Origin of the sequence: Bradyrhizobium sp. (assembly GCF_049581145.1) — a bacterium.
GTDB lineage: Bacteria > Pseudomonadota > Alphaproteobacteria > Rhizobiales > Xanthobacteraceae > Bradyrhizobium.
The window spans coordinates 1-11,153 of the sequence record NZ_JBAURI010000399.1 but is presented as its reverse complement, the minus strand read 5'-3'; the positions used below and the strand labels follow the sequence as shown (position 1 = coordinate 11,153).

The 11,153-nt window shown below is 65.6% G+C and carries 15 protein-coding genes; 7 read left to right on the top strand and 8 right to left on the bottom strand.

Annotation, left to right across the window (positions count from 1 at the left end):
* Positions 1 to 90 precede the first annotated feature (90 nt).
* Both WCB02_RS12950 and WCB02_RS12945 read right to left on the bottom strand, forming a co-directional pair.
* Positions 91 to 228: a hypothetical protein gene (locus tag WCB02_RS12950; RefSeq protein ID WP_423958622.1), complete on the bottom strand. Its 138-nt coding sequence runs from the start codon at positions 226 to 228 to the stop codon at positions 91 to 93.
* 140 nt (positions 229 to 368) lie between these two features.
* Entirely contained in the window at positions 369 to 596 is a 228-nt protein-coding gene (locus WCB02_RS12945; protein ID WP_423958621.1) for a hypothetical protein, read from the bottom strand.
* A 390-nt stretch (positions 597 to 986) separates the two neighbouring features.
* Between WCB02_RS12945 and WCB02_RS12940 the strand changes: the two genes are divergently transcribed.
* From WCB02_RS12940 to WCB02_RS12930, 3 genes are all read left to right on the top strand, one after another.
* Entirely contained in the window at positions 987 to 1,499 is a 513-nt protein-coding gene (locus tag WCB02_RS12940; protein WP_423958620.1) for a hypothetical protein, read from the top strand.
* Positions 1,500 to 2,109: 610 nt separating this feature from the next.
* Positions 2,110 to 2,922: a dienelactone hydrolase family protein gene (locus WCB02_RS12935; protein ID WP_423958624.1), complete on the top strand. Its 813-nt coding sequence runs from the start codon at positions 2,110 to 2,112 to the stop codon at positions 2,920 to 2,922.
* Positions 2,923 to 3,077: 155 nt separating this feature from the next.
* Complete coding sequence (locus WCB02_RS12930) at positions 3,078 to 3,362, top strand: hypothetical protein (protein WP_423958619.1); 285 nt, start codon at positions 3,078 to 3,080, stop codon at positions 3,360 to 3,362.
* 187 nt (positions 3,363 to 3,549) lie between these two features.
* Here WCB02_RS12930 and WCB02_RS12925 read toward each other — a convergent pair whose 3' ends face one another.
* Together WCB02_RS12925 and WCB02_RS12920 are read right to left on the bottom strand one after the other, a co-directional pair.
* Complete coding sequence (locus WCB02_RS12925; protein ID WP_423958618.1) at positions 3,550 to 4,080, bottom strand: gamma carbonic anhydrase family protein; 531 nt, start codon at positions 4,078 to 4,080, stop codon at positions 3,550 to 3,552.
* A 153-nt stretch (positions 4,081 to 4,233) separates the two neighbouring features.
* Positions 4,234 to 4,563, bottom strand: coding sequence for a DUF6949 family protein (locus WCB02_RS12920; protein WP_423958617.1), 330 nt, complete (start codon positions 4,561 to 4,563; stop codon positions 4,234 to 4,236).
* 209 nt (positions 4,564 to 4,772) lie between these two features.
* Here WCB02_RS12920 and WCB02_RS12915 point away from each other — a divergent pair, with 209 nt between their 5' ends.
* Positions 4,773 to 5,525, top strand: coding sequence for a hypothetical protein (locus WCB02_RS12915; protein WP_423958616.1), 753 nt, complete (start codon positions 4,773 to 4,775; stop codon positions 5,523 to 5,525).
* Positions 5,526 to 5,619: 94 nt separating this feature from the next.
* Here the strand turns inward: WCB02_RS12915 and WCB02_RS12910 are convergent, their stop codons facing one another.
* Positions 5,620 to 5,838 (bottom strand): DUF3126 family protein, encoded by a 219-nt coding sequence (locus tag WCB02_RS12910; RefSeq protein ID WP_423958615.1) that lies wholly within the window; start codon positions 5,836 to 5,838, stop codon positions 5,620 to 5,622.
* Between the two features lie 187 nt (positions 5,839 to 6,025).
* Positions 6,026 to 6,853: a serine O-acetyltransferase gene (cysE, locus tag WCB02_RS12905; RefSeq protein ID WP_423958614.1), complete on the bottom strand. Its 828-nt coding sequence runs from the start codon at positions 6,851 to 6,853 to the stop codon at positions 6,026 to 6,028.
* A 255-nt stretch (positions 6,854 to 7,108) separates the two neighbouring features.
* Between cysE and WCB02_RS12900 the strand changes: the two genes are divergently transcribed.
* Positions 7,109 to 8,509 (top strand): hypothetical protein, encoded by a 1,401-nt coding sequence (locus WCB02_RS12900; RefSeq protein WP_423958613.1) that lies wholly within the window; start codon positions 7,109 to 7,111, stop codon positions 8,507 to 8,509.
* On the opposite strand, the gene WCB02_RS12895 is transcribed toward WCB02_RS12900, so the two are convergent.
* Together WCB02_RS12895 and WCB02_RS12890 are read right to left on the bottom strand one after the other, a co-directional pair.
* A complete protein-coding gene (locus tag WCB02_RS12895; protein ID WP_423958612.1) occupies positions 8,481 to 9,233 on the bottom strand; it encodes an alpha/beta fold hydrolase in 753 nt (250 codons plus the stop codon). The two genes, WCB02_RS12900 and WCB02_RS12895, sit on opposite strands and share 29 nt — an antisense overlap.
* A gap of 53 nt (positions 9,234 to 9,286) precedes the next feature.
* On the bottom strand, positions 9,287 to 10,420 hold the full coding sequence (locus WCB02_RS12890) for a hypothetical protein (protein ID WP_423958611.1): 1,134 nt from the start codon (positions 10,418 to 10,420) through the stop codon (positions 9,287 to 9,289).
* A gap of 256 nt (positions 10,421 to 10,676) precedes the next feature.
* Between WCB02_RS12890 and WCB02_RS12885 the strand changes: the two genes are divergently transcribed.
* Positions 10,677 to 10,919, top strand: coding sequence for a zinc-finger domain-containing protein (locus WCB02_RS12885; RefSeq protein ID WP_423958623.1), 243 nt, complete (start codon positions 10,677 to 10,679; stop codon positions 10,917 to 10,919).
* Between the two features lie 14 nt (positions 10,920 to 10,933).
* A partial coding sequence (locus WCB02_RS12880) for an FAD-dependent monooxygenase (protein WP_423958610.1) occupies positions 10,934 to 11,153 on the top strand: 220 nt, incomplete at its 3' end.

Sequence of the window (11,153 nt, the reverse complement as noted above, 5' to 3'; positions counted from 1 at the left end):
TCCCAGCACTCGCCGGCCTAGCTCCGGCGGCGGGTTGCAAGGCACCGAGCAAGGCTCGTTGCGCGCGAACGAGCCTGCACCTGCCGCACGCTAGTCATGCAGCTCGAGCCGTCCGGTGTCTTCGCTCCGGCTGATCAGCCACTCGCGGTAGAGAAAAAAAGCCAGCGCCAGCAGGCTCGGTGTCAGCGCCAGCGTGATGCCGAACATGATCGCACGCAACGTCGTCATGGCTCCTCCCCGATCACGTCGATATTGTTGTTGGTTCAAGCTTTGTCGGCCCCAGCCAAGACCGGGCGGCGTCCGGTTTCATGACCGCTTGGTGATCAGATTGTGATGTCGGCGGAGGGCCTGCGCGGGTTGCGGCCGGGCTACGGCTGCCTTTTGCGGAACAGACTGGCGCCACGCTTGCGACGCTCTTTTGGCGGCAGCGCGGCCTTGGCCGGATCGTGCGGCTGCACCATGCCGCAGTTCGGACAGATGCAATCCATGCTGACGCGCGCCAATCCTATTCTGACGGCCACGATCTCGAGCGGAACGTGGCAATGCGGACAACGGTCGTCGCGCGCTGGCGGGAGCTGCTCCATCGGCTGAGCCAAGCACCTTTTCCCGGCGAAAGTCGTTAAACCGCCCAAAAAAATGCGCGAGGTCGTTAATGCGAGGCCAGACTGCGCGAGGCGATCTTGCGCAGAGGATCGGCCCAAGATCGCGGAGCAGAGCAGCTTTCCCCATCGCTGCGGGCGCGACACCCCCTCACTAGGCCAGCGGCCGCCGACCCGCGCACCAAGGCCATATCATGGCCCGCAAGCCTCGATTTTGTCGGATTCGTCGACAAAAGCTGAAGATATCGCGCCCGAATCGAGTCGCGGCGTCTATTATGCCGGCGCGCGTCGTTGGGTCCGGGTCGCTTTTTTGCGTGGTTGCAGGGGTTGCGCCGATGCGGCGCCCCGCGACGGAACGTTTCCCTTGGTCTGGGGCTTTGCCATCTCATGATCCGGCTCACACGCCACCCGCCAAACGTCGGCCTGCCCCGCATCGGCAGCCAGCCGATCGCACTTGCCGCGGCCACCCTTCTGGTCATCCTGACCGGCGCGGCCGCGATCGGCTTCTGGCGCGCCTATTCGGGCGCTTCGCCCGAACTGGATCGGGCCGCAGCCACCCGCCAATTGCAGGCGCGCACGGCGCAGGCCTCCGAGCAGCTGGTCGAAAAAACCAGCGGACTGGAAGCCACCCAGCAGGAATCGATCGACCAGCTGCAGATGATCCAGGATCAGCTGCAGACCATGCGGCGCCTGCTCGCCGCCCAGCAGGCCGATACCAAGCGGCTCTCCGACCAGGTCTCGGGCCTCACCGAGGCCGTCGATGGCCTCAGGCACTCCTTCGCCAGCGCCCAGCCGCCCGAGCCATCGTCGCAACCGGCTGTGCGCAACAGCCCGCTTCGGGCCAGGGCGCACGCCCACGCCAGTTCGTTCAACCAGAAGCGTGGCAAGGCGCGGGGTTAGCCTCGCAGGCCTTCGGACAACGCGCGAGGGCCGCGACGAGCTTCGGGCAGACCTGATCGCTTGGAGAACCGCCGGCGCCTCGGCGTCCGATCCTCCCACCGATTGCAAAATTTTCCTGCACGATATGTGAACCAGTTCACATTCATCCGCACGATTCCGGGTCAAAATGGTGGCTACCGGAAGGCATCGCCGATTTCAATTTCCGGGGCTGGCAAGGTCGTTGACGGCATACTGCGTCGACGACCTTGTTTTTTTCTCCCTGCAGCAACCGCATCTCGGCTCATCCGGCAGCACAGGCTGCGGGCTTGGGCGCCGGCGCTCGCCGTCCGCGGCCTCCCGCCCGGTCCGCGCATGACCTCGACCAGGGCCTGCAGGGCGGCCGCCTCGCCGGCAGGTGATTTGCGTTTCCGGTCGATTATTCGCTGAATGCGGCCGCGTCGCGCGGTTCAGTGCGCACGAAGCCGCTCGCTTTCGCGCGAAGACGCTTTTGATTGGCTGGAGGAGCTAACCGATGAGTGCCGAGCCCACGAGGACGTCCGAAAAGACGTCCCAAATGACATCTGATGCCATTGGATTGACGACGACCGCGCCGTTCTCGCGCCGCGGCTTCATGACCGCGTCTGCCGCCGTCGCGGCCGGCTATACGCTGGCCGCCGGGCCGGTGCGGGCCGACGTGATCACGACCGACACCAACGGCCTCGACGCCGGCGCTATCAAGATCAAGGTCGCCGACGGCGACATGCCCGGCTATTTCGCCCGGCCGAGGGGCGTCACCAACCCGCCTGTCGTGCTGGTGGCGATGGAGATCTTCGGCCTGCACGAATACATCAAGGACGTGACGCGGCGCCTCGGCAAGCTCGGTGCGTTCGCGGTGGCGCCGGACTATTATTTCCGCAGCGGCGTCGATCTCACCAAGATCACCGACATCCAGCAATTGCTGCCGATCGTGAACGCAAAGCCCGACGCCGAGCTGCTGTCCGATCTCGACTCGACCGTCGCCTGGGCGAAGTCGCAGGGTGGCGACACCTCGCGTCTCGGCATCATCGGATTCTGCCGCGGCGGCCGGACGGTGTGGGAATACGCCGCGCACAACGCCGGTCTGAAAGCCGGCGTCGCGTTCTACGGCCCGCCCGTCGATCCGCCGAATCCGCTCTGGCCGAAGAGCCCGATGCAGCTCGCGCCCGAGATGAAGGCGCCGGTGCTGGGTCTTTACGGCGAGGCCGACACCGGCATTCCCGTGGCGCAGGTCGAAGCGTTCAAAGAGGCGCTCGCCGCCGACAAGAAGACCGCGGAGTTCAAGACCTATCCCGGCGCCCCGCACGGCTTCCATGCCGACTATCGTGCGAGCTATCGCAAGGAAGCCGCCGAGGATGCCTGGAACCGGATGCAGGCCTGGCTGAAGAAATACGGCGTGCTGGGTTGAGAGCGCCCGGGTGATGTCGCGCTCGCGCGCGGGCTCGCCGATCTGACGCCGGCGCAGCGGGAACGCGCGCTTGACCCGGGGAGGCTTCGCTGCTGGTCTGCGAGGCCCTGGCAAAACGCCAGGGACCTCTCACCTCGCGCAGCCACCAGGCAGCCATGCGTAAACTGATTGCATTCGACGAGGATACGTTCGACAAGCTCAGGCAACTGGCGCGCGACCGGATGGCGACGTTTCAGGAGCTCGCGGACGAAGCGTTCGCCGACCTGTTGAAGAAGCACGGCATCCCGATCGACCTGCGGGACGCGCTGCGCAAAAGTGCGGCCGGCAAACCGGCGCCGAAGACCGGCCCGAACTCCGGGAGCTTGAAGTCCGACAATCCGAAATCCGAGACGGCGAAGAAGAGCCCGAAATCCAAGCGAGCGAGCAGAGCGAAATCATGACGCCCGATCCAGAGCCAGACCCGTTCGAAGAAGGCCAAAAGGCCGCGCGCGACAACATCCGGCCGAAGCCAATCCCTATCCCGACGGCAGCGAGCACCATTCGCTGTGGGCCGCGGGGCATGAGGTCGTGGCCCACGAGATCGAGGCCGGCGAGTCCGAAGGCAGTTGAGGCTGCGAAGCCGGTCCGTCAGCCGATCTTCTTCAGTCCCTTGTCGAAGCGCGGCCCGTTGGCGGCATAGAACCGCGCGGCGCCGCCCATCCGCTCGACCTGCGCGGGCTCGAGCGTCCGGATCACCCGCGCCGGCGCGCCGATGATCAGGGAATGGGCCGGAAACTCCTTGCCCTCGGTGATCACGGCGCCGGCGCCGACGATGCTGTCGCGGCCGATCCTGGCGCCGTTCATGATGATGGAGCCCATCCCGACCAGCGCGCCGTCCTCGAGCGTGCAGCCGTGCAGGATGACGTTGTGGCCGACCGTGCAGTTCCTGCCGATCGTCAGCGGAAATCCCAGGTCGGTGTGACAGGTCGCATTGTCCTGGACATTGGACCCCTCGCCGATCTCGATCCATTCATTGTCGCCGCGCAGCACCGCGCCGAACCAGACGCTCGCAGAAGCGAGCAGGCGCACCCTGCCGATCACGGTCGCGGTATCGGCGATGAAGTAATTGCCGTCGGCGGGAAGTTCGGGCGCCTGCCCGTCGAGCTCGTAGATCGCCATCAAGATCTCCCTGTTCAGGCGAGCTTGCCATGGCGGGCGGCGCTATTTCAACCGCCGCAAGAGCTGCAAGGGCAAGAGCTAAGGATATGAGCGATGGCGCGATCGAGCCGCGTCGGCCCCAGGAGTCAAGCCAGCACGCTCAAGCCAACACGCTCAAGCCAACACGCCTGCGGCGCGCAGCGTCATCAGGAAGAAGGTCCCCGACATCATGCTCCAGAAGCCGGCGATGACGGTCGCCATCATCACGAATTCGAACCGCCGCCGCTCGATCTTCACGCCGCGCACCGTGTTGCGCATGATGATGAAGGGGGCTGCGAAAACCAGGAAGGGCACGGCGGCGAAGCGTTGCGGCACCACCCCCTCCTGCAGCAATCCGAAACCGGCGGGACGCTGCGCGAAGGCCTGATAGCCGCTCGCGAGCGCGCCGGCGAAGGCAAAACCGATGCACAGGGCGAACAGGGAACTCAACGCTTCAGGCGACATCGGAACTCTTCCGTAACCACAAACCCTGCGCTCTTGTCGCAAAATCGAAGGGCCGGCGCCAGATCATCCTTAAGAAAAGGTTAACATTGCCGGCGCCAGCTCGCGGGCGCGCGGCTCATGGCCTGCGGGATTTCCTGCGGAAGGCTCACTTGGCGTGGCATATTCCGGCTGATTCGCCGGTACCGGACCTCCCCTGTGATGCCTCGCTGATGACAGTGTTTTCGACCGCCCGCCTGAGCGCACGCGACTGGCAGGGCCGCGGCCATCTGCTTCCGATCCTGGCGGCAACCGCGCTTGCCGCCGGCGCGATCGCGCTGGTCGCCTATCTGTTGTGGCCGACCTGGAACGCCACCGGCTCGACTGCCCCGGAACGGCTGCCGGTGAGCATCGGCGGCACCCTGTTCAACGTCCCGACCGCTTCGATCCGCATGAAGATCCAGCGGCACTCCGGACCCCAGGAACGCATCGATCTCAATTTCAGCTACCCCTCGCTCGAGCCGCCGGATGCGGCAAGGGATGCGCAAAGGGATGTGTCAACGAATGCGTCAAGGGATGCGCAAAGGCCTGTCGGCGCCGAAACCCTGGAACAGCCCGCGCCTGCGATCGACCGGATCTTCCTGTCGATCGCCGCGCATGAGGGCGCGCTGGCGCCGGAGGTGCGGCTGCGCACGATCTATCCGCGTTATCTCGAGGACGCCTCCACCCCCGGTCCGGACGGGTTGACGATGCGCGGATTCCGGCGCGGCACGCCCTATGGCGGAGAGGATCTGTTCGTTGCCGACGCGCCGTACCTGACCGCGCGCTGCAGCCGCGATGCGGCGACACCCGGAATGTGCCTCAGCGAGCGCCGGATCGAGGGCGCCGATCTGACCTTTCGCTTTCCGCGGAGCTGGCTCGCGCAATGGCGCGACGTGGCGGACGCGATGGACCGGCTGACCCTGCAGCTGCACGCGGCGAGATAGCGCTCGCGCGTGCTGCGGACAAGGCAATCCACCCGACCGAGCCGATCTTGGGGTGATCTTGGGGTGATCTTGCGCCGATCCTGGCGCCGCCCGCTCAGCCCTGCTCGACCAGATCGTCCTCGAGGATCGCCATCTGGAACTGGAACGAGCGGTCGTCGTCCTCGTCATCGACGAACAGCACGCCGATGAATTCCTCGCCGATATAGACCTCTGCGGAATCATCCTTCTTCGGCCGCGGCACCACGCGAATCCTGGGATTGGCGAACACGCGCTTGAGATAGGCGTCGAGCTTCCTGACTTCCTGAACGTCCACGGCGGTCTCCAATCGGATCGTTGATTTGCGGGGGTTTTAGGACGGGACGACGCGAAGGGCTAGTGTCCCATCTCACATGCGCACTCACAGCCAAGTTCTTGCCGAGCCTGCCACTTTCAACGCTGCAAGACTATCAGCAAATCCATGGCTTTAGAAGGCCGTTGGACAGAAAGTCATGGCTCGGGCCTCACAGCCCGATCGCGCTGATCATCTGGTCCATGGTGCGCGACGGTTCGCTGCAGCCGGCCTCGCCGATGATCTTGGCGGGAACGCCGGCGACCGTCACATTGTGCGGCACCGGCTTGAGCACGACCGAGCCTGCGGCGATGCGGGCGCAATGGCCGATCTCGATATTGCCGAGGATCTTCGCACCCGCGCCGATCAGCACGCCGTGGCGGATCTTGGGATGACGGTCCTCATTCTCCTTGCCGGTGCCGCCGAGCGTGACGCCGTGCAGGATCGAGACATCGTCTTCGATGATGGCGGTCTCGCCGCACACGAAGCCGGTGGCATGGTCGAGGAACACGCCGCGGCCGATCTTCGCCGCCGGGTTGATGTCGGTCTGGAACACCGCGGAGGAGCGGCTCTGCAGATAATAGGCGAAATCCCTGCGGCCCTGGTGATAGAGCCAGTGCGCCAGGCGATGGGTCTGCAGCGCGTGAAAACCCTTGAAATAGAGCAAGGGATCGATGAAGCGCGCGGTCGCGGGATCGCGGTCGTAGACCGCGACCAGATCAGCGCGAAAGGCATTGCCGAGATCGGGCTCGGCGCGCAGCGCTTCGTCATAGGTCTGGCGGATCAGGTCGCCCGACAGCGCCGAGTGGTCGAGGCGATCGGCCAGCCGATGCACCACCGACTCTTCCAGACGATCATGATGCAGCACGGTCGAATAGATGAAACTGGCAAGCTCCGGCTCGCGATGCACGATGGCTTCGGCCTCGCCGCGGATCCGATCCCAGATCGGATCGAGCGTCGTGAGCCTGCCGCCATGCGGATGGACCTGATGCATCGCCATAGACTGCTCCCGCAAGTTCATCTTGCCGCGCTTCATAGCACGGCTGCCGGACCGAGTCCCGACCACATCCCCGCAAGGGTGAACGGCTTGTTTCTCGACCCGGGAATACCGAATCGGCGCAATTCCCGGCTGCCGAGACCCGACCACCGGTAATCGCCGTCAAAGTGGTCAGCGATTCCCTCGAAATCAAGCGGGTTGGCTTCAAACTATTGGCTTATACCGGCCGACCCTCCATCCCCGGCATGGTGGCCCGAGATGGACGGAAGCAGCATCACCACGCGGACGTTACGCGCGCGCTTTGCCGACTCGGGTTTCGCCCGGATCGCCGTCGTTGCCATCCCGCTGTTCCTGATCGCGCCGGCACTGTGGAACGGCTATCCGCTGCTGCAATGGGACACCGGCGGCTATCTCGCGCGCTGGTACGAAGGTTATCTGGTGCCGAGCCGTTCGACGGTGTTCGGTCTCTATCTGCACTATGGCGAGAATTCGGGCTTCTGGATCAACCTTGGGATCCAGGCACTGGCCACGCTATGGATCCTGCAATTGACGCTGCGCGTGCTCGGGATGGCCCAGCCCTTTCGGCTCGTGGCAATCGGTCTGCTGCTGATCCTGACCACCGCGCTGCCGTGGCTCGCGAGCCTGCTCCTGACCGACATCTTCGCCGGTCTGGCGGTGCTCGCTCTGTACATCCTGGTGCTGCAGGGAGACAGGATATCCGGCATCGAGAAGTCCTTGCTCTTCGTCTTCACCGCGTTCGCCGCAGCGACCCATAGCGCCACGCTCGGCGTGCTTCTGGGTCTGTGCTGCTGCGGTTTCATCGCACGCCCCTTTCTGCGCGGGCGGATCGCCCTGTCAGGGCTCGTGCAGGGGAGCCTGACCGTGGCCGCCGGTGCGGCGATGCTCCTGGCGGCCAATTTTGCGCTATCGGGACAATTCGCATGGACGCCGGGCGGCTACGGCGTGGCATTCGGGCGGATGCTGCAGGATGGCATCGTGGCGCGATATCTCGGCGATCACTGCGCGCAGGAGCAACTCAAGCTCTGCCCGTATCGCCACGACCTGCCGGCCACCGGCGACGATTTCCTGTGGGGCGACAGCATGTTCGATGCGCTCGGCCGGTTTCAGGGCTTGAACGACGAGATGGGCCATATCGTGACGCATTCGCTGGCGGAATATCCGCTCTGGCAGGCGGAGGCTGCGCTGACTGCGACCGCCCGGCAACTGGTCCATGTCGCCACCGGAGAAGGCTCCACCGGCTGGCTGGCCCACACCTACGGCATCATCGCGCACTATATACCCGCGCAGGTCAAGCCGATGCGCGCTGCGCACCAGCAGCGTTCGCAGATCGATTTCGCAACGGTCAACCGGCTGCATGTTCCAGTGGCGCTCTTTTCGATGCTGGTGGTCGCGGGGATGGTCGGACTTGCGGTCTATCGCCGCCGGTTCGATGACCTGGCATGTCTGGCGACGACCGTCTCGCTGGCCCTGCTCGGCAACGCATTCATTTGCGGCGTCATATCGGGACCGCACGATCGTTACGGTGCGCGCATGGTGTGGATCGCCACGTTCACGACACTGATCGCCGCCGCGCGTCATTTCGGCGACGACGAGCAGGATGGCGCTGTCGTCAGCGCCGCCGTGACAGAAAGTCCGTGACGCCGGTCTTGTAGACCTTGTCGCCGACAGCCCGCATGTGGTCGCGGTTGGGAATGTCCAGCACTTCCGAGCCCGGGATGATCCGTCCGAGCTCCTCCGCGGAGCCTGCGACCTCGTCCGCGGTGCCGACCGCGATCAGCACCGGCACGTCGATGGCGGCGGCATCCTGTTTGCTCATCAGGCCGCGCGAGCCGCGCAGGCAGGCGGCCAGCGCCAGCCGATCGGAGCGGGTCTGGTCGGCAAAGGCGCGGAAGGTCCGCCCCACCGGATCGGTCACGTCATCCAGGGTCGGCGCCTCCAGCGCCTGCGCGACATTCTCGCCCGGACCGCCGCCCTCGATCATGGAGATCCCGATGCCGCCCAGGATCGCCGAGCGCAGCCGCTCCGGCGCATTGCGTCCGAGCCACGCCGTCATCCGCGCGCCCAGCGAATAGCCCATGATATCGGCCCGCGGGATCTCGAGGTGATCCATCAGGGCTATGACATCGCCGGCCATGGCGGGAATCGAATATTGCGCGGGATCGTAGAGCTTGCCGGAATCGCCATGGCCGCGATTGTCGAGCGCGAGCACGCGGCGGCCGTTCTTGCGCAACTCCGAAACCCAGGTCGGATAGACCCAGTTCACGTTCTTGCTGGAGGCAAAGCCGTGCACCAGCACAATCGGATCGCCCTCGCCTTCGTCGAGATAGGCAATTTCGACGGCGTCGTTGTGAAAGCTCGGCATCGATGAGTCCGTTTTTTGAGGAAAAAGGTCGGCTGCGAAAATGGCCGGCGGATCTAGCCCCGCACGACCGCGATCGCGGCGCGCGGGCTGCCCGTGGCGACCGTCAACTTGCGCAAACGCTTGGCCTTTTTGTGATCGAGCCACGATTGGGTCGCCCGCTCGGTGGTGGCCTTGATCGAGGACAACAGCCCGAACAGCGCCAGCAGCGCGCCGAACAGCCAGAGCGTGAGGTCGAAGGTTCCGCCCAGCAGCAACAGCGCGCCGCGGCCGAGAATCTTCAGGATGGCGCGGGTCTGTCCGCCCTCGGCCTCGGCCAGCCGCGCCGCCCGCTCCACGTCCTTCGGACCCTCCGCGAGCTTCAGCGTATCGAGCGCCCCGCGCGTCCCCGCTCGTTCGGTGACCCGGCCGACGTCCTTGGCGAGACGCACCAGCCCGCCGGCCTTCTCGGCCCGGAACGCCGCCTTGATCGCGTTCACGCTGCTCTCGGGCTCCAGCACCGACGAGGAGGCGACCGCCTCCTCCAGCGCCGGCGTATCGACGACGTCGCGCGCCGAGCGGCCGGCCCATTCGGCAAGGCCCTCGCCGAGCCGGCCGACCTTGCGCGCGTCCTTGACCAGCGTCAGTCCGGCCCGCACCGGCGCGGCACCGCCGGCCGACAGATAGGTCGCCGCCGTCACCGCAAGGCCGGCGGCCGCAAGACCCAGGATCAGGCGGTCGGTATGCTCGCCCATCGCCAGATGCTTGCCCTCGCGCACCACGTCGCGGATATCGCCGAACACGAAGAGATCGCCGGTGACCGTGCCCGACAGGCTCGCGACATCATCGGCATTGCCGGTGACGAGGCCCGAGACGAAGCGCTTGGCGACATGGCCGGCGGAGCTCTGCTCGGTGACCGCATCGGCCACCCGGCGCGCAAGCTCGTCCGTCACCGGGATATTCCTGTCCCTTGCCAGCGCGACGAAGCTGCTCGCGAGGTCGGCATCACCGGCCTTGAGCGCCGCATCGATGTTGTCGGCGATCAACCCCTGGTTTTTCCGCAAAACGGTATCGAGCTCGAGATCGCTGAGTTTTGCAGGGTCGCCCTGCGCCGAGAGCAGAGCTGTGGCCTCGCGCGCGTGCGGCCACAGCGCGGCCATCACAGCCACGCTGACCGCCAGGCCGACGAGTGCCGAATGATTCCGTCGCATCATGCCAAACAACCCGGCGCTCGCGCAGCTTTCCACTCGCCTTGAGATAGTGCGCCGAATTTCGGACACAACAGCCCCGACGAAAGAAGGGCTTTTCAGACGGCCGGATTGTGTCGATTTTGACGCCAGGTTTGGCCCACGCAATGAGCGGCCAGGCTATGGGAATCAACCCACGGCGCCGGTATGGTGCGCCGCGATTCAACGCCAGCGCGTCGGGTTGATTGCGTCCGCTTCCATTGCCACCAAGGTGAATACGATGGCCGACCATGTCGTTCCGCACTTCCACAATGATGCCGGCGTGCCGGTGATCGAGATCGGCTCGCAGGAATTCATGTGCGTGGGCGCCAATCCGCCATTCGATCATCCCCATGTCTTCCTCGACCTCGGCAACGACGACGAAATCATCTGCCCGTATTGCTCCACGCTGTATCGTTTTGCGCCCGATCTCGGCGCCGGCGAAGCCCGCCCGCCCGAATGCGTGCTGAAGGACGTCGCCTGACCTGACCAGAGACGGTGGCTGCGGGACGAACGATCTTCATCGCCGGTGCCGGCATCGGCGGGCTGACAGCCTCGCTGGCGCTCGCTGCCCGGGGCTTTCGCGTGGTCGTGCTGGAGAAGGCCGAACGGCTCGAGGAGGCCGGCGCGGGGCTGCAGCTTTCACCCAATGCCAGCCGCATCCTGGTCGGTCTCGGCCTCGCGGAGCGGCTGCGCGCCCGCGCCGTCACACCCGAGG

Excerpts from the sequence above, each read along its gene's own strand:
- WCB02_RS12925 (WP_423958618.1), bottom strand. The coding sequence starts at position 4,080 with ATGGCGATCTACGAGCTCGACGGGCAGGCGCCCGAACTTCCCGCCGAC.
- WCB02_RS12890 (WP_423958611.1), bottom strand. The coding sequence starts at position 10,420 with ATGCGACGGAATCATTCGGCACTCGTCGGCCTGGCGGTCAGCGTGGCT.
- WCB02_RS12935 (WP_423958624.1), top strand. The coding sequence starts at position 2,110 with ATGACCGCGTCTGCCGCCGTCGCGGCCGGCTATACGCTGGCCGCCGGG.
- WCB02_RS12915 (WP_423958616.1), top strand. The coding sequence starts at position 4,773 with ATGACAGTGTTTTCGACCGCCCGCCTGAGCGCACGCGACTGGCAGGGC.
- WCB02_RS12900 (WP_423958613.1), top strand. The coding sequence starts at position 7,109 with ATGGACGGAAGCAGCATCACCACGCGGACGTTACGCGCGCGCTTTGCC.
- WCB02_RS12950 (WP_423958622.1), bottom strand. The coding sequence starts at position 228 with ATGACGACGTTGCGTGCGATCATGTTCGGCATCACGCTGGCGCTGACA.
- WCB02_RS12920 (WP_423958617.1), bottom strand. The coding sequence starts at position 4,563 with ATGTCGCCTGAAGCGTTGAGTTCCCTGTTCGCCCTGTGCATCGGTTTT.
- cysE (WP_423958614.1), bottom strand. The coding sequence starts at position 6,853 with ATGGCGATGCATCAGGTCCATCCGCATGGCGGCAGGCTCACGACGCTC.
- WCB02_RS12895 (WP_423958612.1), bottom strand. The coding sequence starts at position 9,233 with ATGCCGAGCTTTCACAACGACGCCGTCGAAATTGCCTATCTCGACGAA.
- WCB02_RS12930 (WP_423958619.1), top strand. The coding sequence starts at position 3,078 with ATGCGTAAACTGATTGCATTCGACGAGGATACGTTCGACAAGCTCAGG.
- WCB02_RS12940 (WP_423958620.1), top strand. The coding sequence starts at position 987 with ATGATCCGGCTCACACGCCACCCGCCAAACGTCGGCCTGCCCCGCATC.
- WCB02_RS12885 (WP_423958623.1), top strand. The coding sequence starts at position 10,677 with ATGGCCGACCATGTCGTTCCGCACTTCCACAATGATGCCGGCGTGCCG.